This is a genomic window from Neomegalonema sp., from assembly GCF_028688855.1.
Classification (GTDB): domain Bacteria; phylum Pseudomonadota; class Alphaproteobacteria; order Rhodobacterales; family Rhodobacteraceae; genus Neomegalonema.
Map to the genome: position 1 here is coordinate 55,802 of NZ_JAQTXI010000017.1, position 21,461 is coordinate 77,262.

Here is a 21,461-nt window from a genome sequence, read left to right on the forward strand (position 1 = left end):
CCAAGGAGCGCGCCCGATGAATCTGGAGCCCGGCTTCGACGCCTTCCGCGCAACCTACGAAAGCGGCGAGGGCCAGATTCTCTGGACGACCGTGCCCGCCGACCTCGACACGCCGGTGTCGCTGATGCTCAAGCTGGGCCACGGGCGGCGCGACTGCTTCCTGCTCGAATCGGTCAAGATCGACGGCGACCGGGGACGTTACTCCTCCATCGGGCTGAAGCCGGATCTGATCTGGCGCTGTCGCGACGGCAAGGCCGAGGTCAACCGCTCCGCCCGCATCGACCCCGAGACCTTCGCGCCCGACTCCAGGCCCGCTCTGGAATCCCTGCGGGCGCTGATGGCCGAAAGCCGTCTCCCCTTGCCCGAGGGCCTGCCGCCGATGGTGGCGGGCCTCTTCGGCTATCTCGGCTACGACATGATCCGCCAGGTGGAGCGCCTGCCCGATCCGCCCGAGGACAGGCTCGGGCTGCCGGACGCCATCCTGCTCCGCCCGACCATCATGGCGGTGGTCGACCACGCTCGCGACGTGGTGATTTTCTCCACGCCCGTGCGGCCTTCGCCCGGCGTGGACGCCCGATCGGCCTATGAGCGCGCCGCCGAGCGGCTCGGCGACGCGGTGGAGGACATCGAGCGCGGCCTCCCTCACGAGGAGATCGACCGGCGCGCCTTCGACGAAGGCCACGTCGAACCCGAGTCCAACATGGCGCCCGAAGCCTATCGGAGCATCGTGGCGAAGGCTCAGGACTACATCCGCGCGGGCGACATCTTCCAGGTGGTGCTCAGCCAGCGCTGGCGGCGGCCCTTCAAGCTGCCGCCCTTCTCCTTCTACCGGGCGCTGCGCCGGACGAATCCGTCGAGCTACATGTTCTTCTTCGACTTCGGAGCCTTTCAGGTGGCGGGCGCCAGCCCGGAGATCCTCGTGACCTACACGCCGAGCGAGATCAAGCTCCGGCCCATCGCGGGCACGCGTCCGCGCGGGGCCACGCCCGAAGAGGACCGCCGCCTCGAAGCCGAACTGCTCGCCGATCCCAAGGAACGCGCCGAGCATCTCATGCTGCTGGACCTCGGGCGCAACGACGTGGGCCGCGTGGCGAAGGTCGGGACCGTGCGCCCCACCGAGACCTTCACCATCGAGCGCTACAGCCATGTGATGCACATCGTCAGCCATGTGACGGGCGTGCCGCGCGCGGATGTGGACGCGCTCGACGTCTTTCTGGCGGGGATGCCTGCGGGGACGGTCTCGGGGGCGCCCAAGATCCGCGCCATGGAGATCATCGACGAACTGGAGGTCGAGCGGCGCGGCGTCTATGCGGGGGGCGTGGGCTATTTCGCGGCCAACGGCGAAATGGACGCCTGCATCGCCATCCGGACGGCGCTGTTCAAGGACGGCGAGATGATCACTCAGGCGGGCGGCGGCGTGGTCTACGACTCCGATTCCGAAATGGAGCGTCAGGAGACGATCAACAAGGCGCGCGCTCCGGCCCGCGCCGCCGAAGAGGCCATCCGCCACGCCGAGGGCAAGGCCCGCAACCGCCGGTGAGGTCTGCGCCGAAAGCGCATGAGGCTGGTCCTGAGCCGAAGGCGCATGAGACTGGCCCTGCGCCGAAAGCGCATGAGACGGATGGACGCCCCCTCTGCGGGGGCGTCTTGCGTTATGCTCGCCGCCAGCTCGCCGCTCCATCGCCCAACTGCAAAGCCGCCTCATGACGCCCTATCTGCACGAACATCCCCGCCGCGCCGCGCTCATCAACGAGCTGCACGCCCGTCCGGCGCCGGCGCTGACGGCGCCTTGCCGCATGGCGCATCTGGCCTTCAAGCGCATCGAGCGGGCCATCGACCGCGACCGCAGCATCGACCGCGCCCATATGGCGGCGCTCTGCGCGCGTTTCGGCGTGGCGCCTCCCGCGCCCGAGGCCGGGCATCACTTCGCCGATTTCGGGCGCTTCCGCGTGAAATGGGAGATGCATTCGGAATTCGTCGCCTACACCATCTTCGCCGAGGGAGTCAGCGAAAGGCCCTTCGCCGAGAACCCGATGCGGCTTCTGCCCAATGATTGGCTCGCCTCGGCGCCGGGAGTCGCGGTGGCGGCCATCCACGCCGAACTGCGGCCCTGGGAGGGCGCTTCGCCCGGAGAGGCCGGGCCTCCGCCCGAGGCGGCGGGCCAGTTCACCGGCGAGAGCCTCGCGGGCTGCGCGACGGCGGGCGGCGCGGCGCGGGTCTTCGGAGACTTCCGCCTCGACGCCGAGGGCTTCACGCGATTCCTCATGCTGACCCGCCCGGAGGCCTCGCCGCGCCAGATGGGCCGCATGGCGCAAAGGCTGCTGGAGATCGAGACCTATCGGGCCATGTCCATGCTGGCCCTGCCGGTGATGCGCGAGATCGGCCCCCGTCTGGCCGAGGCGGAATCGGCGCTCGTCGAGACCACCCAGGCCATCAGCGCTCCCGAGCGCGGCGCCGAAGGCGACGACCGCGCCAGCCTCGCGCGTCTGACCTCGGTTTCGGCGGAGATCGAGGCCATGACCGCCCGCACGGCCTTTCGTCTGGGAGCGGCGCGGGCCTATGGGGCGATTCTCTGGGACCGCATCGCGGCTCTGCGCGAGGAGCGCATCGAGGGCGTCCAGACCCTTCAGGAGTTCATGACCCGCCGTTACGCCCCCGCCATGCGCACGGTGGAGTCGGGGGGCGAGCGTCTGGAGAATCTGTCGGCCCGCGCCACGCGGGCGAGCGACCTGCTCCGCGCCCGGGTGGACGTGGCTCTGGCCGAGCAGAATCAGGCGCTGCTCCATTCGATGGACCGCCGCGCGGATCTCCAGCTTCGCCTTCAGGAGACGGTGGAGGGGCTTTCGGTGGTGGCCATCGGCTATTACGCCGTGAGTCTGGCGGGTTATCTGCTGGGGCCTCTGGCGGCGAAGATCGGCGTGGAGCCCAAGATCCTCACCGCCCTGAGCGTGCCGCCGATCCTCTTCGGGGTCTGGCTCTTCCTGAAGCGCCTGAAAAGCCGCATCGCGGAGGACGGGGGGCATTAGCCCCGCGTCCGCCCGCGCGGCTCATCCCGCAGGGGCCGGAGTCCGGGCGCGCAGACCCGAGATGTAGCCTTGCACCAGATCGCGGGCCAGCTCCTCCGCGCCCGGCGCCGAGATCAGCGCCAGATGTCCCGCGCTCGCCAGAGACTCCACGCCATGCAGAGCCGCCCAGAGCGCCCGCGCGCCCTGAGGCGCAGCCTCGGGGCCCGCCAGATCCTCCAGCACCTCCTCGACGATCCGGAAGGGCGCAGCCCGCGCCTCGTGGAACCACTCCGGCGGAGCGTCCGCCGGGCGATGCTCGAAGATCGCGCTCCAGTTCCGCCCCCGCGTCTGCGCGAAGCGCAGATAGGCCTCCGCCAGAGCCAGCAAGGTGGCTTCCGGCGCCAGACCCTCCGTCCGCGCCGAAGCCCGCCGCGTCTCCAGAGCCCGCCGCAATCCCTCGAACTCGCGCAGGCTCGCCTGGCGAATCACCGCGTCGAGATTCGGGAAATGCGTGTAGATCGACCCCACCGCGCAACCCGCCTCCGCGGCGAGCCGACGCGCCGTCAGAGCCCCCAGCCCCTCGGCGCCGATCACCTCTTGCGCCTTGAGGATCAAGGCTTCCCGGGTCGCGGCTATGGCGTCTTCGGATTTGCGCGGGCGCGCCATCGGGCTCCCTTTCCGTCGGGTTGGGTGTGCGGCGTCGAGGTAATCTTGAGCGATGTTCACGGGACTTGACGCGCAGGTCAAGACCCATCATGTTATATGAACGTTGTTCATGACAAGGATCCGGCCATGCGCTTCCTGCGCTCGACCCTTTTCAACCTCGCGTTTTACGGCTTCACCCTGATTCTGGCCCTCGCGGCGACGCCCTTCGCGCTGATCGGAGCGCGGATTCCGCTGCGGAGACTCTTCCGGTTCTGGGCGGGGGGGACGCTGGCTCTGACGCGCGGCCTCCTCGGCGCGCGCATCGAGATCCGGGGCCGCGCGCACATGCCGCAAGGCGGCGCCCTGATCATCGGCAACCATCAGAGCGAACTGGACGGAATCCTCATGGCGCGGCTGACGCCGGAGCTCGCGCCGGTGGCCATGGCCGAACTGGAGCGCTACCCCTTCTTCGGCCCCATCCTGCGGGCGCTCGGTTTCCTGCTGGTGCGCACGGAAGGCGAGCGCGGGCAATCGGCCGCCGTGGCCGAGGCCGCCCGCGCCGCCGTCGCGGAGGGGCGTCAGGTGCTGATCTATCCCGAAGGCCGCCTGATGCCCGTCGGCGAGCGCGCCCCCATGCGCAGCGGAGTCTGGAGGATCTATCACGCGTTGCAGGCGCCCGCCCATCTGGTCGCGCAGGATCTCGGGCGGATCTGGCCGCGTCGCGAATGGGTCAAGAATCCCGGCGCGCAAGCGGTCCTGGAGTTCCTGCCGCCGATTCCGCCGGGCCTCGGCAAGGAAGACTTCATGCTGGAGGTGGAGCGCCGCCTCGAAGCCGCCGTCTCGGCTCTGGAGGCCGAGCACGCCGCCGCCTGCGCCTCCGCGGATTCCGACTCCGGACGGCTTGCGCGCGGCGGCGAAAGCGGAGAGCCTGCGACGCGTCCGGGCCTGCCCGCCCCCGCCCAGGAGATGCTCCCCCGATGACCGATCCGACTTCTTCTCCGCTGCGTCTGCTCGGCGAGCGGAGATTCTGGCCTCTCTTCGGCGCCCAGGCGCTGGGAGCCTTCAACGATCAGGTGTTCAAGACCGGATTCGTCTCGCTGATCACCTTCCGTCTGGCGGATCTGCACGGGCTGAACGCCGGATTCCACAACGCCTTCGCGGCGGGGCTGTTCATCCTGCCCTTCGCGCTCTTCGCCCCCACCGCCGGACAGATCGCCGACGGCATGGACAAGGGCCTCATGATGAAGCGCGTCAAGGCGGCGGAGATCGTGCTGATGCTGCTGGCGGCGCTCGCCTATCATCTCCAGAACCTGACGCTGCTCTACGGGCTGCTTTTCCTGATGGGCGCGCAATCGGCGGTCTTCAGCCCGATCAAATACGGAATCCTGCCGCAATATCTGAAGCCGGGCGAGCTGGTCGCGGGGAACGGCCTGATCCAGGCGGCGACCTTCCTGGCGATCCTCTTCGGACAGATCGCCGGCGCCAAGCTGGTGCTCAGCGAGGCGGGGGTGACGATCATCTCGGTCCTTGTGGTTCTGGTGGCGGTCGCGGGCTGGCTCTTCAGCCTGAAGACTCCGCCTGCGCCGCCCCTCGGGGCGAGTCCGCCCAGGGTCGACTGGGTCTTTCCGCGCGCCGTCTGGAGCGTCATCCGCGAGACCCGCCGCAATCGTCCCGCCTTCAAGGCGATCCTCAACATCGCCTGGTTCTGGTTCCTCGGCGCGACCTACATGGCCCTTGTGCTGCCCTTCGCGAAGGAGTCGCTCGGGGCGGATGAAAACGTCTCGGTGATCCTGCTGGCGGCCTTCTCCATCGGGGTGGCTCTGGGCTCGGCGGCCTGCGCGCGGCTCTACAAGGGCGAGGCGCGGGTGGATCTCGCGGGATGGGCGGCGGTCGGCATGGCGGTTCTGGCGATCCTGCTGTTCTTCGCGACGAAGGCCTATCAGGCGGCGGCGCCTCTGCCGGAGGCCCTGATGGGTCCGGCGGCCTTCTGGACCCGAGCATGGGCCTGGGCGATCCTGCTGTGCTTCGTGGGTCTGGCGGCGGCGGCGGGGCTCTACATCACGCCGCTGAACGCCCGGATGCAGACCGCCGCCGAGCCGGAGGCGCGCGGACGCGTGGTCGCGGCTTCGAACGTGCTGGATTCCCTGCTCATGGTGCTGTCTTCGGTGGCGGCCATGGGGCTGATCGCGGCGGGGCTTTCGCATGAGGCGATCTTCGCGCTCGTGGGGGCGACGGGCTTCCTGGCGGCGCTCTGGGCGGCCGCCGACGCGCCGCAAGGAATCCTCGGGCGCATCGGCAGGGCCGTCGGCTTCGGAGAACGGGGTTAGACGCTCTCGGCCATCAGGGCCCGGAGCCAGTCCCTGGCGCCGGGCGAATCCCAGTCGCCCGCGCCCCAGACCACGCCCCGGATCTCGCCCGCCTTGTCGAGGACATAGGTCGTCGGCGTCGAGATGGACATGCTCTGATGCACGCTCAGGGCGAAGAAGGTTCCGTTGATCCGCTCCAGATCCTGGATCACCGGCAGGCTCCGCACGCCCCAGCCCTCGAAGGCGAAGCGCGCGCGGTCGAGGTCGAGGTCCAGCGTCAGAGGCGCCATGACCAGCCCTTCGGGCGCCATCTCCGCCCCGAGGCGGTCGAGGATCGGCATCTCGCGGCGGCAGATGGGGCAATCGCTCTTCCAGAGCGTCACCACCGCCACCCGGCCCTTGTAATCGGCCAGAGAGCCCTTGCGGCCCTCGGCGGCGTGGAGGATCGGGAAATCCGGCGCGGTCAGCTTCCGCGGAGCGGGCCGCACATGCTGCGATTCCCAGCGCGCGGCCTCGGCGGTCAGGCCCGGCACCATCTGCGCCGCGCCCGGACCGACCGCCGCCAGAGCCAGACCCAAGGCCAGAACGGCCCCCTTCAGAAGGCGGTTCATTGCGCGGCTCCCTGAGTCGAGGTCTTGCCTGCGAGGCGGTCGAGATAGCGGCGTCCGCCGGGTTTGTCCCAGGGCTGGGCGCCCACGAAGATCTCCGCCGCCTCGCCCTGGGGATTGAGGATCACATGGGCCGGAGTTCCCGCCTGACAGAGCTCGTCGAAGAGCGCGCGGCCGTAATCGACGTTGGCGGGGATATGGCTCCAGCCCTTCAGGTCGAGGAACCAGCGCACCGCCCCGCGCAGGAACTGCATCTCCTCGACGGGGCTGGTCAGTTCGTGTTCGCCGGGCGCCTCGGGGTTCTCGCCGCGATACCAGAGCAGGGCCTGCTGCGCCGATTTCGGGTCCTGGGCCTCGTCGATGGAGAGCGGCAGGATCACCAGATCGGTCCCCTCATACTCCTTCATCAGGGCGTCGATCGCGGGCAGCTCGATCATGCAGCCGCCGCACCAGGTCGCCCAGAAGAGCAGCATCACCGACTTGCCCTTGTGATCCTCCAGAGAGCCGATGCTCCCGTCGGCGCGCAGGAAACGCACGGATTCGGGCTTCAGAGGCGCGGGCGGCTGGAAATATCCGCCCTCGGCGAACATCATCCGGGCGCCCGGATCGCGACAGGCGGCCTCGGCGGCGGGCGCCAGGGCCAGAGCGGCCAGGGCTCCGAAAGCCAGAGGCCGGAAACAGGAAGACAGAAGGCGCATGCGGAGGCTCCGGAAGCGATTTTCGCAGAGTTTATAATCCCTTTCCTGCGGAAATCAGGGAGGCTCGGACGCGACTCGGGGTCACAAGCCGGAGAGCCGCGGCCTTGCGGCCTCTTTGCGGCGCCCTCCCGCAGGGATATGGTGCCCCCATGACCGAATCCCGCAAACCGCAAGACCCTCATGAAGCCGCCCGCGACGCTCAGGCGCGGCTGGACCAGCTCCGCCATGAGGCCGGCGGCGCGCTCACCGGCGCCGAAGCCCGCGAACGCGCGGGACTCGACCCCGGAGAGACCGATCCGGATCCCCCCCTCGACTGGCGGATGACCCCGCGCAACATCGTGCTGAATCTTCTGGCCGTCGCGGTCTTCGTGGCGGCGGTCGTCTTCATCGCCGGGCTTTTCCTCGACGGCTGGGGCGCGCTCTTCCGCCATGTCGGAGATTCCGGAGCCGCATCGTGAACGAGATGGCCAAGCCCCCCGCGAAGCCCTTCTGGCGCGCCAAGAGCCTCGAAGAGATGACCCCCGAGGAATGGGAGTCGCTCTGCGACGGCTGCGGACGCTGCTGCCTCGTCAAGCTGGAGGACGAGAAGGGCGAGGTCCATTACACCGACATCGCCTGTCGGCTCTTCGACGGCGAGACCTGCCGCTGCCGCGATTATCCCAACCGCCGCAAGCGGGTGCGCGAATGCGTGCTGCTCACGCCCGAGACCGTGCGCGAATCGGCGAGCTGGATGCCGAAGACCTGCGCCTACCGGCTGCTCGCGGAGGGCAAGGATCTGCCGGAGTGGCATCCTCTGGTCTGCGGCGACCCCGAAGGCCCCCTCAAGGCGGGGATTCTCGTCAAGGGGCGCACCGTCTCCGAGAAGCTGGTCCGCCGCCGCGACTGGGAGAAACGAATCCTGCGCGATCCCATCTGAGGCCGCCCCTTCCGCGGGACTCCGTCGCGCGAAAGCCGCGCTCTCGGACTTTCGTCGGGTGCGACGCCTTCGCGCTCCATTTCCCGGGAGTCCTGTGATAATTTGCGCCAATCAAAAGCGCATCTTGCGCAATCTTGTTGCTCGCAAGGATCTCAGAGGAGTTTCGGCATGTTCGGCGGCGCCCCAGACGACGCGCATGGATATTATCTCGAGGATCTCGCCCTCGGCATGAGCGAACGCTTCTCCAAAACCGTGACCGAGACGGACATCGTCCTCTTCGCGGGGATCTCCGGCGACATGAACCCCGTCCACATCGACGAGGAGTTCGCCGCCAAGAGCATGTTCAAGGGCCGCATCGCCCATGGCCTGCTGACGGCGGCCTTCATCTCGACGGTGCTGGGCACGCGTCTGCCGGGGCCGGGCTGCGTCTACATCAAGCAGAACCTCGCCTTTCGCGGCCCGGTGCGGGCAGGCGACACGGTGACCGCTCAGGTGACCGTCGCGCAGATCGACCTCGAACGCTCCAACGTGACCTTCGATTGCGTCTGCGCCGTGCGCGGACGCGCCGTGCTGACCGGAGAGGCCGTCATGCGCGTGGATCGTCGGCCCCCGCCCAGGCCCGAAGCCGAAGTCGCGGAGGCCCAGGGCGCGGCGGGCGGCTGAAACGTCGGTTCAGAAGACTTCTTCAGGGCGCAGGCCCCAGAGCGCGGATCTCGGCGCCCAGCCCTGAAGTCCCGCCGCCTCCAGAAGGCAGAGGTCGGCGCGGCATTCGACGAGCGTCGCCGTCACGCCGGCCTCCAGCCGCGCCGTCGCCTGAGAGACGGAATCCGGCGCGGCGCGCAGCTCCGTCTCCTTCAGCAGGAAGGCCGTGCGCGCGAGCGAAAGCTGGGTGTGATGCAGCCAGCCGGTTTCTCCGTCCGGAGCGCGCACCCGGCGCCAGACGTCGTATTCGTCATAGACCTCCACCGGCATCCCGCGCCGGTGATAGACCCACAGGATCTTGTAGCTCTCGCCCGGCCCGACGCGCAGATTGGTGTCGGGATTGCGCAGGCTCTCGAATCGCGGCGTGGGGCGGCCCGAAACCCGGCCCGGACGAATCTCGACGCGCTCGCCCTCCTGCTGCGCCGCGAGGGGCGGCGCGAAGGACGAAGCCATGGCCGTCAGAACGACCGGAAGAAGCAGGAATCTGAGCGCGGATGTCATCATGCGAGGCAGATAAGCGCAGGGCCTCCGGGGCGTCAAGCGAGGGCGCGGGGCGCGAAAGCGCAGGAGCCCGCTCAGGAGAAGACTTGCCCTGAGGGCCTGCTTGCTTCATGCTCCGCGTCAAGCCGTTTTAGCTCAGGGGTAGAGCAACCGCCTTGTAAGCGGTAGGTCGTCCGTTCAAATCGGACAAGCGGCGCCATTCTCTCCTCAGCGCCAGAGCCGCGACAGCATCTCCGCCCCGAGAACCGCCAGAGAGATCAGGAAGACCCGGCGGAACAGGGCCGGGCTGGCGTGACGGCGCAGGATCCCTCCGATCCACATGCCGAGCGTCGCCGGAGCCAGCGCCAGAACCGAAGCCCCGAGATTCCCCACCCCATAGGCGCCATGCAGGGCCAGACCCGCCGCCAGAGCCAGCGTCGAGACGGCGAAGGAGAGTCCGAGGGCCTGGGTCAGCTCCTCCTTGCCGAGCCCGAGCGCCTGAAGCCAGGGCGCGGCGGGCATCACGAAGATTCCGGCGCCGCCCGTCGCCAGCCCCGTCGCCACGCCCACCAGAGGCGAGGCCCGGCGCTCGACTTCGGGCGGGATCCGCAAGGGCGGCGCGAAAAGCGCATAGGCGGCGTAGGCCATGAGCAGTCCGCCGAGAATCCCGGCGGTCAGGCGGGCGTCGCCCTTCGCCAGCCAGCTTGAGGCGAACAAGGCCGTCAGGGCCGTGGCCGCGAACATCAGCCGGAAGCGCCTCAGCAATCCGCGCAGATCGGGCCCCGCGAGAGCCTGCTGAAGATTTGTGGCCAGCGAAGGCAGAACCAGCAGACCCGCCGCCGCCACGGGACTCAGCAGAGCCCCGAGCAGCGCCATGGCCACGGTCGGCAAGCCCATGCCGCTCACGCCCTTGACGATCCCGGCGAGGAGGAAGACGAGGCCGATCAAGGCGGCCGAAAGCAGCATATCCTGAGTCATGCGGCGAGCTTGCGGGACTTGCGCCCCCGCGCGCCATGCGGAAGATCCGAAGTCAGGCTTCGGAAAGCCCGAAGCCCGGAAAAGGGCTCGCCATGCGCTTCGATCTGACGGATCTGCGGCTGTTCCTGCATGTGGTCGAGGCGGGCAGCCTGACTCAGGGCGCGGTCCGGGCGAATCTGGCCCTGCCCTCGGCGAGCGCGCGGCTGCGCGGCATGGAGGAGGCCAGCGGACTCAGGCTTCTGGAGCGCGGGCGCGGCGGCGCCTCGCCCACGGCGGCGGGCGAGATCCTGGCGCGTCGGGCGCGGCGCATCCTGCGCGAGGCCGAGGATCTGCGCGGAGAGCTTCAGGCCTGCGCTTCGGGGGCGCGGGGTCTGCTGCGTCTGCCCGCCAACACCGCCGCCGCCACGGAGTTCCTGCCCGAAGCCCTCGCCGACTGGCTGGCCGGGCGCCCCGGCATGGACGTCGAGATCCTCGAACGCCCGAGCGCCGGAATCCTGCGCGCGATCCTCGACGGCAAGGCGGAGTTCGGCGTCCTCGCGCGCAGCCCCGAAGCCGAAGCCCTTCAGCTGCGGCCCTTCGCCCTCGACCGCATCGCGCTTCTGCTGCCTGCGGGGCATGATCTGGCGCGGCGGCGGGGGCCTCTGGCTCTGGCCGAGGCTCTGGAGGCGGATTTCGTCGGCCTGCCCGCCGAGGCCCCCCTGCAGGCCCATCTCGAAGAGCGCGCCCGACTCGCCGGAGGCCGGATGCGGGTCCGGCTGCGCGCGCCGGGCTTCGAGGCTCTGGCGCTGCTGGCGGCGAAGGGGATCGGGATCGCGCCCATGCCCGAGTCGGCGGCTCTGCGCAATCGTCGCCGGGGCCTGACGATCCGTCGCCTCTCGGACCCCTGGGCGACGCGCGAACTGGTCGTCGCGGCGCGGGATTTCGCCGGACTTCCCGCTTCGGCGCGGGCTCTGGCGGCCCATCTGGGGGCTGGGCCTCCGCCTGAATCAGGCCTACCCAAAGCCTGCGCCCCTGCCTAGGATGCGCCCAAACCCAGGGAGCCCCTTCCATGACCCAACGCCCCAATTCGCTCTCGGCCCGCGACGCCGAAGCCGTCTTCCATGGCTACACCAATCTTCAGGCCCATAAGGCCCAAGGGGCGCATGTGATGGTCTCGGGCGAGGGAATCCGCCTCACCGACGAAGCGGGAAAAAGCTTCATCGACGGGCTGGCGGGCCTCTGGTGCGCGGGACTCGGCTTTTCAGAGGAAAGGCTCGTCGAGGCCGCCGTGAAGCAGATGCGCGCCCTGCCCTTCTCCAGCAGCTTCGCCCAGCGCTCGCATCCGCCGCTGATCGAGCTCTCGGAGGCGCTGGGCGCTCTGGCGCCTGCTCCGGCCCATCGGCCTTTCTTCGTGAATTCCGGCTCGGAGGCGATGGAATGCGCCATCCAGAGCATCTGGTATTTCAACAACGCCCTCGGGCGCCCCGAGAAGAAGAAGCTCGTCGGGCGGGCGCGGGGCTATCACGGCGTGACGCTCGGCGCCGGGAGCCTGACCGCCCTCGCCTACAAGCAGGACGGCTTCGATCTCCCCGCCTCCGACCGCTTCCTGCGTCTGACCTGCCCGAGCTTCTACCGCGAGGGCCGTCCCGGCGAGACCGAAGCCGATTTCACCGCGCGGCTCGTGGCCGAATTCGAGGCCCTCATCCGGCGCGAGGGCGCCGAGACCATCGCGGCGCTCGTCGGCGAGCCGCTGATGGCGGCGGGGGGCGTGGTGGTTCCTCCGGAGGGCTATTGGCCCGCCATGCAGGCGGTCTGCCGCAAGCATGACATCCTCGTCGTGGCGGACGAGGTGGTGAACGGATTCTGCCGCACGGGCGAATTCTGGGGCTCCCAGAGCTTCGGGCTCGAACCGGACGTCGTCACCTGCGCCAAGCAGTTGTCGGCGGCCTTCCTGCCCATCGGCGCGACTCTCGTCTCCGACCGGATCTACGACGTCCTCGCCAGGCGCAGCGGCGAGCTCGGGACTTTCGGGATCGGCCTGACCTATGGCGGACATCCGGTCTGCGCCGCCGTGGCTCTGGAGACGCTGAAGATCTACGAAGAGCGCGACATCCTCGGCCATGTCCGCCGCGTCTCGCCCCATTTCCAGAGCCGCCTGAAGGCTCTGGCGGATCACCCCCTCGTCGGCGAGGCCCGGGGCAAGGGCCTCATCGGGGGCGTCGAGATCGTGGCGGATAAAACCACCCGCGCGAGCTTCCCCGCTGCGGCCAAAGCGGCCTTCAAGGTCTACGAGGCGGCGGCGGCGCGCGGAGTCCTGCTGCGGCCTCTGCCTTCGGACGGCGTCGGGATCTGCCCGCCGATGATCGTCTCGCCTTCCGAGATCGACGAGATCTTCGACGCCCTGCAGGGCGCGCTCGACGACGTGACGCCCATCCTGAAGGGATAAGCCGTGGCTCTGGTTTCTCCGGCCCTTCCGGGCCTGATCGCTCTGGCCTTCGGCTATGTGCTGAGTCAGTTCTATCGCGCCTGCCTCGCGGTGATGACGCCGGTCCTCGCGCGGGAGTTCGGCGTCGCGCCGGAGGATTTCGCGCCCGCTTCGGCGATGTTCTTCCTCGTCTTCGCGCTGATGCAGTTCCCCATCGGCGCGATGCTCGGGAGGGTCGGGCCGCGACGGGTGACGGGGGCGCTCATGGCCTTCGGCTGCCTCTCGGGACTGGCGGTGTTTTCTCAGGCGACGGCGCCCTGGCATGTCACCCTCGCCATGGGGCTGATCGGAATCGGCTGCGCGCCCATCTACATGGCCAGCCTCTACATCTACGCCCGGACCATGCCGCCCGCGCGCTTCGCCTTCCTCTCCTCGACGCTGCTCGGGGTGGGGGCTCTGGGCAATCTCGTGAGCGCCGCGCCGCTCTCCTTCGCCATGGAGGCCCTCGGCTGGCGCGGGACGATCTGGGCTCTGGCGGCGATCTCGGGCGCGGGGGCTCTGGCGATCTGGGCCTTGGTGCGCGATCCGCCGGCGCCGAAAGAGGGCGTCGCGCCGGGCCTCGGGGGCTTCCTCGAGGTGCTGAAGATCAAGGCGCTCTGGCCGATGATGCCGCTGTTTCTCGTGAGCTACGCGGTTCCGGCGGGGATTCGCGGCCTCTGGGCCGGGCCCTATCTCGACGAGGTCTTCGGCCTGAGCGGCGAATCCCTGGGTCTGGCGATCCTCGTCATGGCCGCGGCCATGACTCTGGGCTCCTTCCTCTATGCGCCGCTGGATCGTCTGGTGGGGTCTCAGAAGGGCGTGGTGCTGCCCGGCGCGGGGATCACGGCCCTGCTCTGCGGAGTCCTCGCCTTCGCGGTGGACCGCTCCATGACGCTCTCGGTGGTCCTGCTCGGGCTGATCGGCATGACGGGCCTGTCCTTCGGCGTGCATCTGGGCCATGCGCGGCGATTCCTGCCGGAAAGGCTGGTCGGGCAAGGCGTGACGCTGATGAACTTCCTCTCCATCGGAGGCCTCGGGCTCGGCCAGGCCCTGACGGGCGGACTCGTGGCCGATCTGCGCGGCCTGGGCGATCCGGCCGTCGCCTATGGCGCGGTCTTCTGGGCCTATGCGGCGGCCTTGTCGGGCGCGGTGCTGATCTACGCCCTCGCGCCGCGCCACCCGCCCGAACCGCAGGAGAAGACCGCATGAGCGGCGAAGCTCCGGAAAAACCCGATCCGAAAGCCGAACGGGCGGCGCGTCTGGCGGCGGAGCTGCGGGCCAATCTGCGCCGTCGCAAGGCTCAGGCGCGAGGCCGCGCCGAAGAAGAAGCCAGACCGGAGGAGCCTCCCGCGGAAGAGACCCCAGCTTGATTCTTGCCCTCGCTCCGCAACGGCCCTAAGACGAAAGCAACAGGTCGTTAAGGGGGATGACCGTAGCCTGAACGGATCATGACATCCTCGCCGCGGAGACGGACCCATCCATGGACAGAATCGCATTGCGCGGCGGCAAGCCGCTTTTCGGCGAAATCCCCGTCAGCGGCGCGAAGAACGCCGCCTTGCCGCTCATGGCCGCCGCGATCCTGACCGACGAGCCCCTGACGCTCGTCAACGCCCCCGCCCTCGCCGACGTGGCGACCATGGGGGCCCTGCTCGGGGGTCTGGGCGTCGAGGTCTGGCGCGACCGCGTGGTGGGACAGCTCTCCCTGAGGGCCTCGGCCATCGAAAGCTGCGTGGCGCCCTATGACGTGGTGCGCAAGATGCGCGCCAGCATCCTCGTTCTGGGGCCGCTGCTCGCCCGCGAGCACAAGGCGCAGGTTTCGCTTCCGGGCGGCTGCGCCATCGGGGCGCGTCCGGTGGATCTGCATCTCAAGGGCCTGGAGGCCCTCGGCGCGCAGCTCGACCTGCGCGACGGCTACGTCTTCGCCGAGGCCCCCGGCGGGCTGAAGGGCGCGCGGATCGTCTCGCCCATCGTCTCGGTGGGCGCGACGGAGAATCTGCTCATGGCGGCGGTGCTGGCGAGGGGCGAAACCATCCTCGAGAACGCCGCCCGCGAGCCCGAGATCGTCGATCTCGCCCATTGCCTGCGGGCCATGGGCGCGCAGATCGAGGGCGAAGGCTCCTCCACCATCCGGATCCAGGGCGTGGAGCGTCTGCGCGGCGCGAACCATCGCGTCCTCCCCGACCGCATCGAGATGGGCAGCTACATGCTCGCCCCGGCCATCGCGGGGGGCTCCGTCGAGATCCTCGGCGCGCGGCGCGACCTCGTGGCGGCGCTGATCGAGCGCATGGAGGCCGCGGGCGTCTCCGTCGAGGATTCGCCGCGCGGATTGCGCGTCTCGCGCAAGCCGGGCGAGCGTCTGCGGGCGGTGGATGTCGAGACCTCGCCCTTCCCCGGCTTCCCGACCGATCTCCAGGCCCAGATGATGGCGCTGCTCGCCACCGCCGAGGGCGAAAGCCGCATCGAGGAGACCATCTTCGAGAACCGCTTCATGCATGCTCCGGAGCTGACCCGCATGGGCGCCCGCATCGAGGTGCATGGCGGCTCGGCGCTGGTGCGGGGCGTGGAGCGGCTCAAGGGCGCGCCGGTCATGGCGACCGATCTGCGCGCCTCCATCGGGCTGATTCTGGCGGGGCTCGCCGCCGAGGGCGAAACCACCGTCAGCCGCGTCTATCATCTGGATCGCGGCTACGAGCGGCTGGAGGCCAAGCTTTCGGCCTGCGGCGCCGAGATCCGCCGTCTGCGCGACCAGCCGACGACCACGACGCGCGCCGCGGTCGCCTGATTCTCGGGCGGCCCAGGAAATTGGGGGACGACGACATGACGGAGGCGGATCGACGGCCTCAGGCCGTCGCGCCGCGCGGCCTGAGGCTGCGCGCGCAGGATCCCGAGGATCTGGAGATCCTTTCGGCCCTGCTTCAGGACGCCGTGGGGCGCGTGGGAGACGTCCGGTGGAACGCCGCCGAGCGGCGCTTCCTGCTGCCGCTCCAGCGCTTCCGCTGGGAGGAGGACGGACGCGACGAACGCGTGCGGACCGCCCTCGCCTTCGAGCACGTCCGGGGCGCCCAGGCCCGGGGCCTGAGGCCGGGCGCCGCGCCGGAGACCGCGCTGAACCTGCTCTCGGTGGAGTTCCGCCGCGCGCCGCCCTCGGGCGCCGAGCCCGCCGACGAGGAGACGGGCGCGCCCTCTCCGGATCCCGGCGGCGAGATCCTGCTGACCTGCTCGGGCGGCGCGGCCTTCCGGCTGCGGGTGGAGTCCCTGGAGGTCAGCCTGACCGATCTGGCGCCTCCGCGCGCCGCCGCCCATCGCCCGCGCCACGCCCGCAGCCGGACTCTGGCGCGCGAGGGGGCCTTGCGGCGTCTGTTCAAGGGAAAGGGGAGCTGAATCAAGTGCCCGTGAGACTCTCCACCCGCGCGGCGGATTTCGAAGCCCGCTTCCAGGCCCTGCTCGACCAGAAGCGCGAGGCCGCCCCCGACGTCGCCGGAGCGGTGCGCGCCATCCTTGAAGACGTCCGCGCGCGCGGCGCCGAGGCCGTGATCGAGGCCACCGCGAAATTCGACCGTCTCCGCCTGACTCCGGAGACCCTCGCGGTTTCGCCCGAGGAGGTCGAGGCCGCCGCGGCCTCCTGCGCGCCCGAGGATCTCGCCGCGCTGGAGCTGGCCGCGACCCGCATCCGCCTCTATCACGAACGCCAGATTCCTCCGGACGCCCGCTGGACCGACGAAGCGGGCGTCGAACTCGGCTGGCGCTGGACGGCGCTGGATTCGGTCGGGCTCTACGTGCCGGGCGGCAAGGCGAGCTATCCCTCCTCGGTGCTGATGAACGCCATTCCGGCGCAGGTCGCGGGAGTCCGGCGCATCGCGATCTGCATGCCCGCGCCCGACGGAACCTTGAATCCTCTGGCTCTGGCGGCGGCGCGCCTGGCGGGCGTGCGCGAGATCTATCGCATCGGCGGAGCCCAGGCGGTGGGCGCCTTCGCCTATGGCGCAGGGCCGCTCAGGCCGGTGGACAAGATCACCGGGCCGGGCAACGCCTATGTGGCCGAGGCCAAGCGTCAGGTCTTCGGGCGGGTGGGCATCGACTCCATCGCCGGGCCTTCGGAAGTGCTGATCATCGCCGAATCCGGGGCCGATCCCGACTGGATCGCCATGGATCTGCTGGCGCAGGCCGAACATGACGAATCGGCGCAATCCATCCTCATCGTGCTGGACGAAGCCCATGGCGAGGCCGTGGCCCAGGCCGTGACGCGGGCGCTCGAGACCCTGCCGCGCGAAAAGATCGCCGCCGCGAGCTGGGAGAAGCACGGCGCCGTGATCGTCGCGCGGGATCTGGAGGAGGCCGCCGCCCTCTCCGACCGCGTGGCGCCGGAGCATCTCCAGCTCTGCGTCGCCGATCCCGAGGCCCTCGCCGCCCGGATCCGCCATGCGGGCGCGATCTTCATGGGCGTCCACACCCCCGAGGCCCTCGGCGATTACCTGGGCGGGCCCAACCACGTGCTGCCCACCGACCGCACGGCGCGTTTCGCCTCCGGGCTCTCGGTTCTGGACTTCCTCAAGCGCACGACCCTGCTCAAGGCCGGGCCGGAGTCTCTGGCGGCCCTGGGTCCGGCGGCGGCGCGGCTGGCTCGGGCCGAGGGGCTCCAGGCTCATGGGGCCTCGGTGACGCTGCGGCTCGGGAACGGAGGACCGCCATGACCGAAGCCCCCCTCGCCGCCCCCTCCGGACGCCTGATCGAGGTGGTCCTCGACGGCGACGGCGCCGCCTCGCCCGAAGGCGAGATGGAGCGGCGCATCGCCATCTACGACCTCGTGGAGAACGTGAGCCTCGGCCTGCGCCCCACCGAGGCCGAGCCGGCGCCTCCGCCCGGCCCCTGGCGGCTGACGCTCGGGCTGAGGGCCCGCAGCCTGACGCTGCTGCTCACCACGGCGGAGGGCGCGAAGGCGGCGGAGATCGATCTGTCCATCGCCTCCTTCCGCAAGATCCTCAAGGATTACGCGGCCTATTGCGAAGGCTACGTCTCGGCGGTGCGCAATCTGCCCGTGGCCGAGATCGAGCGTTTCGACGAGGCCCGGCGCGCCGCTCATGACGAAGGCGCGGCGCTGCTCCGCGAGAAGCTCGCCGAGCGGCTGATCCTCGACGAGAACGCGGCGCGGCGGCTGTTCACCTTGCTGGCGGCGTTGCAATACCGCGGGTGATTCGTCACGCGGCGCTTGCATTTTTTCGCGTCTGGGGTCATTACCGCCCTCGGCGGCCGCAGCCCTGCGCCGCCCTCCCAATGACGGAATCTGCATGTCGAAAGAAGAGACGCTCGAATTCCCCGGCGTCGTGTCGGAACTGTTGCCCAATGCGACCTTCCGCGTGAAGCTGGAGAACGGCCACGAGATCATCGCCCATACGGCGGGCAAGCTGCGCAAGAACCGCATCCGCGTTCTGGCCGGCGACAAGGTGCAGGTCGAGATGACGCCCTACGACCTGACCAAGGGCCGCATCACCTATCGCTTCCGCTGAGCATGGACCTGCGGCTGGTTCTGGCGAGCGCCTCGCCGCGCCGCGCCGCCCTGCTCGCGCAGATCGGGGCGGAGCCTGCCCGGATCGCGCCCGCCGAGATCGACGAATCCCCCCTTCCGGGCGAGCTTCCCCGCCCCTGCGCCGAACGCCTCGCCCATGAAAAGGCGCTCAAGGCGGCGGAGTCGGCCGCGCCGGGGGATCTGGTCCTCGCCGCCGACACGGTGGTCTGCATGGGGCGCCGCTTTCTCGACAAGCCCGCCGACGAAGCCGAGGCCCGCCGCCATCTGGAGCGGCTTTCGGGCCGCCGTCACCGGGTGATCACGGCCGTCCGGCTGATCCGCGTCGCCGATTCCCGCCACTGGTCCCGCACGGTCGAGAGCCTCCTGCGGTTCAAGCGCCTCTCGCCCGCCGAGATCGAAGGCTATCTGGCCTCGGGCGAATGGCGCGGCAAGGCGGGCGGCTACGCCATCCAGGGCCGGGCGGCGGGCTTCGTGCCCTGGCTCAACGGCTCCTACAGCGCCGTGGTGGGGCTGCCTCTGGCCGAGACGGCGGGCCTGCTCGAAGCGGCGGGCTGGCGTCCGGCCTCTCCGCCCGCCCCCGCCTGCGCGGCATGAGCCGCACCGCCCTCTTCAGTCGGGACGCCCGCCGCGATCTGGCGGCGCTGATCCATGACGGACGGCTTGAAGACCTCTTCCTCCGCCCCGCGACCGCCCAGGAGCGCGCCGGACCGGGCGACCTCCACGCCGCGAAGGTGGAGAGCGTCGCGCCGCGTCTGGACGCGGCCTTCCTCGACATCGGCGGCGGAGAAGGCGGCTTCCTGACGGGCGGCGGCGGCCTGACGCCCGGCGCGCGGATTCTGGCGACCGTCCAGCGCGCCGCCGAGGGCGACAAGGCGGCCCGCTGTCGGCTCGGGGCGGATCTGCCGGGGCCCTGGCTGGTCTTCACGCCCCTGACGCCCGGCATCAACGTCTCGCGCAAGATCGAGGATCCGGCGATCCGCAAGGGGCTTCAGGCGGCTCTGGCCTCCTTCGCGCCGGAGGGCGGCTTCGTCATCCGCACCGAGGCGGCGGGCCTCGCGCCGGAGGCCCTGAGGGCCGAGGCGGCGCGGCTGGTCGAGGAATACCGCGTCATGGAGACGGCGGCGGCTTCGGGGCCTCCGCGACGGCTGAAGGCGGGTCCGGGGCTTTTCGCGCGCGCCCTCGGGCTCTGGCGCGGCGCGGAGCTTCTGGCCGACGCGGGCGCGGCGGCGGAGGTCCCCGAGGCGCGGCTCTTCGCGGGCTCGCTCATGGAGGCCTGGGATCTGGATTCCCGACTCGCCGATCTGACCGCGCCGCAGATTCCCCTGAGCGGCGGCGGCTGGATGAAGATCGAGACGACCCTCGCGCTGATCGCCGTGGACGTGAACGCGGGCGGCGACCGCATGGGAGTCAACCGGGCGGCGGCGCGCGAGATCCCGAGACGGCTGCGGCTTCTGGGTCTGGGGGGAGCGGTGGCGGTGGACTTCGCGGGCGATCTGGGCGAGGCTGACCGGGCGGGTCTGGCCAGAGTCCTGGGTTCGGCTCAGGATCCGGCCTGGAGGCCGCTCGGCTGGGGCCCGCTCGGATTTTTCGAGGCGACGCGACGGCGCGACCGTCCCCCGCTTTCGGCGGCGCTCGCCGAACTCGGAGGCTCGCCATGACCGAACTCTCTCCCGACCAGCAGCCGACGGGCGGGCTTTGTCCGCATTGCGGGGCGCCGGGCCTGAGGCGCTGGCGTCCCTTCTGCTCGAAGCGCTGCGCCGACGTGGATCTGGCGCGCTGGCTGCGCGGCGACTACCGCATCTCCGGAGAGGACTCCCTCTCCAGCGACGCGGGCGAGAAGGATTCCTGAAGCCTTGCCGGAGGGGCGTCTCCGCGCGCCGGATCTTTCTGCGAAGCTTTCTTGCGCGGACGTCACAAAGCTCTGGACAAAGCCTCCCGGCATCGGTTATCAAGCCGCCCACGCAAGATGGCGCGCCTAGGTAGCTCAGTTGGTAGAGCAAGCGACTGAAAATCGCTGTGTCGGTGGTTCGATTCCGCTCCTGGGCACCATCTTGCGTTAATTCTCCCGGAAAATTCAGGTGTATCGCAGGCCGCAGGGCGAAGCCTCGCCCTTTCCTGCGCCTGTCTCGGGCGGTCCGTCCTGTCGAGGCGGACGCAGAGCTCCGGAGGCCCCCCCGAAAGCGTCGAAGATCAGCGATTTCCCCGCCTGCCTCCTTGGGTTATGCTTCCGGAGGGGCGTGACATGAACGCAGATCCATGGAGAACGGAATGTCCCTCGGCGCCAGCAACATCGATCCCTACACGCATCCGCTTCTGGGGGCGCTCACGCTCGCGTCCTACAAGTGGACCTCCACGAGCCTGACCTACGCCTTCGCGCCTGCGGGGCCCTTCAGCGGCGCCTATCCGGACGGCTCGACCGCCTCCAACGCCTGGAACGCCAGCCAGAAGACGCTCGCGCGCGACGCCTTCGCCGAAATCTCCTCCTTCACCACCCTGACCTTCTCGGAAGCCGCGAGCACGGCCGCATCGGACATTCCGCTCTACAGCGTGAACGATCCGGGCGGCGGCACCGCCGGATACGCCTATCTGCCGACTCCGGGCTATCAGTCGCCGGTGGTGATCGAGACCGCCACGCTCACGGAGCATGACTTCACGGTGGTCCACGAGATCGGACACGCCGTCGGGCTGACGCATCCCTTCAGCGGGGAGATCGTCCTGCCGGGCGTGACGAAGGACGATCCCGACGACACGGGGCATTTCGACCTTTCCTCCCGCCTCTACACGCGCATGTCCTACGCCGACTTCCACATCTACGAAGAGCCGGGGCTCTATTTTCCGTCCTATACGCCCAACATCGACATCAGCCATTACGGCGCGCTCGACATCGCGGCGCTTCAGGCCACCTACGGCGCGAACACCTCCTACAGGATCGGCAACAATTCCTACGGTCTGACCAGCGAGATCCGCGCGATCTGGGACGCCGGAGGCGTCGACGCCATCGACTTCAGCGCCTCGACCTTCGGAACCACCATCGATCTGCGCGCCGCCTCGCTTCTCGTCGAGGAGGGCGGAGGCGGATGGGCCTCCTACGCTCCGAATCCCACCCTCGACATCCTGACCGTCTACACCATCGCCTATGGCGTCGTGATCGAGAAC

The 21,461-nt window shown here is 69.8% G+C and carries 24 protein-coding genes, 2 tRNA genes and 1 pseudogene; 22 read left to right on the top strand and 5 right to left on the bottom strand.

Features of this window, described 5'->3' with window-relative positions; all coding sequences use genetic code 11:
• Window positions 1-16: 16 nt before the first annotated feature.
• Window positions 17-1,540, top strand: a complete 1,524-nt coding sequence (trpE, locus tag PHN62_RS12945) for an anthranilate synthase component I (protein WP_300151295.1) — start codon at window positions 17-19, stop codon at window positions 1,538-1,540.
• A gap of 163 nt (window positions 1,541-1,703) precedes the next feature.
• Window positions 1,704-3,026, top strand: a complete 1,323-nt coding sequence (locus PHN62_RS12950) for a DUF3422 family protein (RefSeq protein WP_300151297.1) — start codon at window positions 1,704-1,706, stop codon at window positions 3,024-3,026.
• 21 nt (window positions 3,027-3,047) lie between these two features.
• On the opposite strand, the gene PHN62_RS12955 is transcribed toward PHN62_RS12950, so the two are convergent.
• Window positions 3,048-3,671: a TetR/AcrR family transcriptional regulator gene (locus PHN62_RS12955; protein ID WP_300151299.1), complete on the bottom strand. Its 624-nt coding sequence runs from the start codon at window positions 3,669-3,671 to the stop codon at window positions 3,048-3,050.
• A gap of 96 nt (window positions 3,672-3,767) precedes the next feature.
• Here PHN62_RS12955 and PHN62_RS12960 point away from each other — a divergent pair, with 96 nt between their 5' ends.
• Window positions 3,768-4,631: a 1-acyl-sn-glycerol-3-phosphate acyltransferase gene (locus PHN62_RS12960; RefSeq protein WP_300151301.1), complete on the top strand. Its 864-nt coding sequence runs from the start codon at window positions 3,768-3,770 to the stop codon at window positions 4,629-4,631.
• Window positions 4,628-5,977 carry an MFS transporter gene (locus PHN62_RS12965; protein WP_300151303.1) on the top strand — a complete coding sequence of 450 codons (1,350 nt, stop codon included), beginning with the start codon at window positions 4,628-4,630 and terminating at the stop codon, window positions 5,975-5,977. Before PHN62_RS12960 ends, PHN62_RS12965 begins: the two co-directional genes overlap by 4 nt.
• Here the strand turns inward: PHN62_RS12965 and PHN62_RS12970 are convergent.
• Together PHN62_RS12970 and PHN62_RS12975 are read right to left on the bottom strand one after the other, a co-directional pair.
• On the bottom strand, window positions 5,974-6,567 hold the full coding sequence (locus PHN62_RS12970) for a TlpA disulfide reductase family protein (protein ID WP_300151305.1): 594 nt from the start codon (window positions 6,565-6,567) through the stop codon (window positions 5,974-5,976). The genes PHN62_RS12965 and PHN62_RS12970 overlap by 4 nt on opposite strands.
• Window positions 6,564-7,262: a TlpA disulfide reductase family protein gene (locus PHN62_RS12975; protein ID WP_300151307.1), complete on the bottom strand. Its 699-nt coding sequence runs from the start codon at window positions 7,260-7,262 to the stop codon at window positions 6,564-6,566. Before PHN62_RS12975 ends, PHN62_RS12970 begins: the two co-directional genes overlap by 4 nt.
• A gap of 149 nt (window positions 7,263-7,411) precedes the next feature.
• Between PHN62_RS12975 and PHN62_RS12980 the strand changes: the two genes are divergently transcribed.
• From PHN62_RS12980 to PHN62_RS12990, 3 genes are all read left to right on the top strand, one after another.
• Window positions 7,412-7,720 (top strand): hypothetical protein, encoded by a 309-nt coding sequence (locus tag PHN62_RS12980; protein ID WP_300151309.1) that lies wholly within the window; start codon window positions 7,412-7,414, stop codon window positions 7,718-7,720.
• Window positions 7,721-7,725: 5 nt separating this feature from the next.
• The gene (locus PHN62_RS12985; protein ID WP_300151341.1) at window positions 7,726-8,178 is read left to right on the top strand and encodes a YcgN family cysteine cluster protein; all 453 of its coding nucleotides are present in this window, start codon (window positions 7,726-7,728) and stop codon (window positions 8,176-8,178) included.
• 168 nt (window positions 8,179-8,346) lie between these two features.
• Window positions 8,347-8,841 (top strand): MaoC family dehydratase, encoded by a 495-nt coding sequence (locus tag PHN62_RS12990; protein ID WP_300151311.1) that lies wholly within the window; start codon window positions 8,347-8,349, stop codon window positions 8,839-8,841.
• Between the two features lie 9 nt (window positions 8,842-8,850).
• Here PHN62_RS12990 and PHN62_RS12995 read toward each other — a convergent pair whose 3' ends face one another.
• Window positions 8,851-9,384 carry an SH3 domain-containing protein gene (locus PHN62_RS12995; protein WP_300151313.1) on the bottom strand — a complete coding sequence of 178 codons (534 nt, stop codon included), beginning with the start codon at window positions 9,382-9,384 and terminating at the stop codon, window positions 8,851-8,853.
• A gap of 121 nt (window positions 9,385-9,505) precedes the next feature.
• On the opposite strand from PHN62_RS12995, the gene PHN62_RS13000 reads away from it, so the two are divergent.
• Window positions 9,506-9,580, top strand: a tRNA-Thr gene (locus tag PHN62_RS13000).
• 8 nt (window positions 9,581-9,588) lie between these two features.
• On the opposite strand, the gene PHN62_RS13005 is transcribed toward PHN62_RS13000, so the two are convergent.
• Window positions 9,589-10,338, bottom strand: coding sequence for a sulfite exporter TauE/SafE family protein (locus PHN62_RS13005; protein WP_300151315.1), 750 nt, complete (start codon window positions 10,336-10,338; stop codon window positions 9,589-9,591).
• Window positions 10,339-10,430: 92 nt separating this feature from the next.
• Between PHN62_RS13005 and PHN62_RS13010 the strand changes: the two genes are divergently transcribed.
• The 14 genes and pseudogenes from PHN62_RS13010 to PHN62_RS13075 all read left to right on the top strand — a co-directional run.
• Complete coding sequence (locus tag PHN62_RS13010; RefSeq protein WP_300151317.1) at window positions 10,431-11,357, top strand: LysR family transcriptional regulator; 927 nt, start codon at window positions 10,431-10,433, stop codon at window positions 11,355-11,357.
• Window positions 11,358-11,386: 29 nt separating this feature from the next.
• Window positions 11,387-12,763, top strand: a complete 1,377-nt coding sequence (locus tag PHN62_RS13015; protein WP_300151319.1) for an aminotransferase — start codon at window positions 11,387-11,389, stop codon at window positions 12,761-12,763.
• A 3-nt stretch (window positions 12,764-12,766) separates the two neighbouring features.
• Window positions 12,767-13,990 carry an MFS transporter gene (locus tag PHN62_RS13020; RefSeq protein ID WP_300151321.1) on the top strand — a complete coding sequence of 408 codons (1,224 nt, stop codon included), beginning with the start codon at window positions 12,767-12,769 and terminating at the stop codon, window positions 13,988-13,990.
• Entirely contained in the window at window positions 13,987-14,151 is a 165-nt protein-coding gene (locus PHN62_RS13025) for a hypothetical protein (RefSeq protein WP_300151322.1), read from the top strand. Before PHN62_RS13020 ends, PHN62_RS13025 begins: the two co-directional genes overlap by 4 nt.
• 110 nt (window positions 14,152-14,261) lie before the next feature.
• On the top strand, window positions 14,262-15,563 hold the full coding sequence (murA, locus tag PHN62_RS13030; RefSeq protein WP_300151324.1) for a UDP-N-acetylglucosamine 1-carboxyvinyltransferase: 1,302 nt from the start codon (window positions 14,262-14,264) through the stop codon (window positions 15,561-15,563).
• A 35-nt stretch (window positions 15,564-15,598) separates the two neighbouring features.
• Window positions 15,599-16,162 carry a DUF2948 family protein gene (locus tag PHN62_RS13035; RefSeq protein WP_300151326.1) on the top strand — a complete coding sequence of 188 codons (564 nt, stop codon included), beginning with the start codon at window positions 15,599-15,601 and terminating at the stop codon, window positions 16,160-16,162.
• Window positions 16,163-16,167: 5 nt separating this feature from the next.
• The gene (gene hisD, locus PHN62_RS13040) at window positions 16,168-17,472 is read left to right on the top strand and encodes a histidinol dehydrogenase (RefSeq protein ID WP_300151328.1); all 1,305 of its coding nucleotides are present in this window, start codon (window positions 16,168-16,170) and stop codon (window positions 17,470-17,472) included.
• On the top strand, window positions 17,469-17,972 hold the full coding sequence (locus PHN62_RS13045) for a UPF0262 family protein (protein WP_300151330.1): 504 nt from the start codon (window positions 17,469-17,471) through the stop codon (window positions 17,970-17,972). The genes hisD and PHN62_RS13045 overlap by 4 nt, the downstream gene beginning before the upstream one ends.
• Before the next feature lie 94 nt (window positions 17,973-18,066).
• Window positions 18,067-18,285 (top strand): translation initiation factor IF-1, encoded by a 219-nt coding sequence (infA, locus tag PHN62_RS13050; protein WP_018632014.1) that lies wholly within the window; start codon window positions 18,067-18,069, stop codon window positions 18,283-18,285.
• 2 nt (window positions 18,286-18,287) lie between these two features.
• Window positions 18,288-18,899, top strand: coding sequence for a nucleoside triphosphate pyrophosphatase (locus tag PHN62_RS13055; RefSeq protein ID WP_300151333.1), 612 nt, complete (start codon window positions 18,288-18,290; stop codon window positions 18,897-18,899).
• Window positions 18,896-19,963 (top strand): ribonuclease E/G, encoded by a 1,068-nt coding sequence (locus PHN62_RS13060; protein ID WP_300151335.1) that lies wholly within the window; start codon window positions 18,896-18,898, stop codon window positions 19,961-19,963. The genes PHN62_RS13055 and PHN62_RS13060 overlap by 4 nt, the downstream gene beginning before the upstream one ends.
• A complete protein-coding gene (locus tag PHN62_RS13065; protein ID WP_300151337.1) occupies window positions 19,960-20,154 on the top strand; it encodes a DNA gyrase inhibitor YacG in 195 nt (64 codons plus the stop codon). The genes PHN62_RS13060 and PHN62_RS13065 overlap by 4 nt, the downstream gene beginning before the upstream one ends.
• Before the next feature lie 124 nt (window positions 20,155-20,278).
• A tRNA-Phe gene (locus PHN62_RS13070) sits at window positions 20,279-20,354 on the top strand.
• Window positions 20,355-20,573: 219 nt separating this feature from the next.
• A pseudogene (locus tag PHN62_RS13075) lies at window positions 20,574-21,461 on the top strand (hypothetical protein); the annotation flags it as partial.

Excerpts from the sequence above, each read along its gene's own strand:
- trpE (WP_300151295.1), top strand. The coding sequence starts at position 17 with ATGAATCTGGAGCCCGGCTTCGACGCCTTCCGCGCAACCTACGAAAGC.
- PHN62_RS12950 (WP_300151297.1), top strand. The coding sequence starts at position 1,704 with ATGACGCCCTATCTGCACGAACATCCCCGCCGCGCCGCGCTCATCAAC.
- PHN62_RS12955 (WP_300151299.1), bottom strand. The coding sequence starts at position 3,671 with ATGGCGCGCCCGCGCAAATCCGAAGACGCCATAGCCGCGACCCGGGAA.
- PHN62_RS12960 (WP_300151301.1), top strand. The coding sequence starts at position 3,768 with ATGAACGTTGTTCATGACAAGGATCCGGCCATGCGCTTCCTGCGCTCG.
- PHN62_RS12965 (WP_300151303.1), top strand. The coding sequence starts at position 4,628 with ATGACCGATCCGACTTCTTCTCCGCTGCGTCTGCTCGGCGAGCGGAGA.
- PHN62_RS12970 (WP_300151305.1), bottom strand. The coding sequence starts at position 6,567 with ATGAACCGCCTTCTGAAGGGGGCCGTTCTGGCCTTGGGTCTGGCTCTG.
- PHN62_RS12975 (WP_300151307.1), bottom strand. The coding sequence starts at position 7,262 with ATGCGCCTTCTGTCTTCCTGTTTCCGGCCTCTGGCTTTCGGAGCCCTG.
- PHN62_RS12980 (WP_300151309.1), top strand. The coding sequence starts at position 7,412 with ATGACCGAATCCCGCAAACCGCAAGACCCTCATGAAGCCGCCCGCGAC.
- PHN62_RS12985 (WP_300151341.1), top strand. The coding sequence starts at position 7,726 with ATGGCCAAGCCCCCCGCGAAGCCCTTCTGGCGCGCCAAGAGCCTCGAA.
- PHN62_RS12990 (WP_300151311.1), top strand. The coding sequence starts at position 8,347 with ATGTTCGGCGGCGCCCCAGACGACGCGCATGGATATTATCTCGAGGAT.
- PHN62_RS12995 (WP_300151313.1), bottom strand. The coding sequence starts at position 9,384 with ATGATGACATCCGCGCTCAGATTCCTGCTTCTTCCGGTCGTTCTGACG.
- PHN62_RS13005 (WP_300151315.1), bottom strand. The coding sequence starts at position 10,338 with ATGACTCAGGATATGCTGCTTTCGGCCGCCTTGATCGGCCTCGTCTTC.
- PHN62_RS13010 (WP_300151317.1), top strand. The coding sequence starts at position 10,431 with ATGCGCTTCGATCTGACGGATCTGCGGCTGTTCCTGCATGTGGTCGAG.
- PHN62_RS13015 (WP_300151319.1), top strand. The coding sequence starts at position 11,387 with ATGACCCAACGCCCCAATTCGCTCTCGGCCCGCGACGCCGAAGCCGTC.
- PHN62_RS13025 (WP_300151322.1), top strand. The coding sequence starts at position 13,987 with ATGAGCGGCGAAGCTCCGGAAAAACCCGATCCGAAAGCCGAACGGGCG.
- murA (WP_300151324.1), top strand. The coding sequence starts at position 14,262 with ATGGACAGAATCGCATTGCGCGGCGGCAAGCCGCTTTTCGGCGAAATC.
- PHN62_RS13035 (WP_300151326.1), top strand. The coding sequence starts at position 15,599 with ATGACGGAGGCGGATCGACGGCCTCAGGCCGTCGCGCCGCGCGGCCTG.
- PHN62_RS13045 (WP_300151330.1), top strand. The coding sequence starts at position 17,469 with ATGACCGAAGCCCCCCTCGCCGCCCCCTCCGGACGCCTGATCGAGGTG.
- infA (WP_018632014.1), top strand. The coding sequence starts at position 18,067 with ATGTCGAAAGAAGAGACGCTCGAATTCCCCGGCGTCGTGTCGGAACTG.
- PHN62_RS13055 (WP_300151333.1), top strand. The coding sequence starts at position 18,288 with ATGGACCTGCGGCTGGTTCTGGCGAGCGCCTCGCCGCGCCGCGCCGCC.
- PHN62_RS13060 (WP_300151335.1), top strand. The coding sequence starts at position 18,896 with ATGAGCCGCACCGCCCTCTTCAGTCGGGACGCCCGCCGCGATCTGGCG.
- PHN62_RS13065 (WP_300151337.1), top strand. The coding sequence starts at position 19,960 with ATGACCGAACTCTCTCCCGACCAGCAGCCGACGGGCGGGCTTTGTCCG.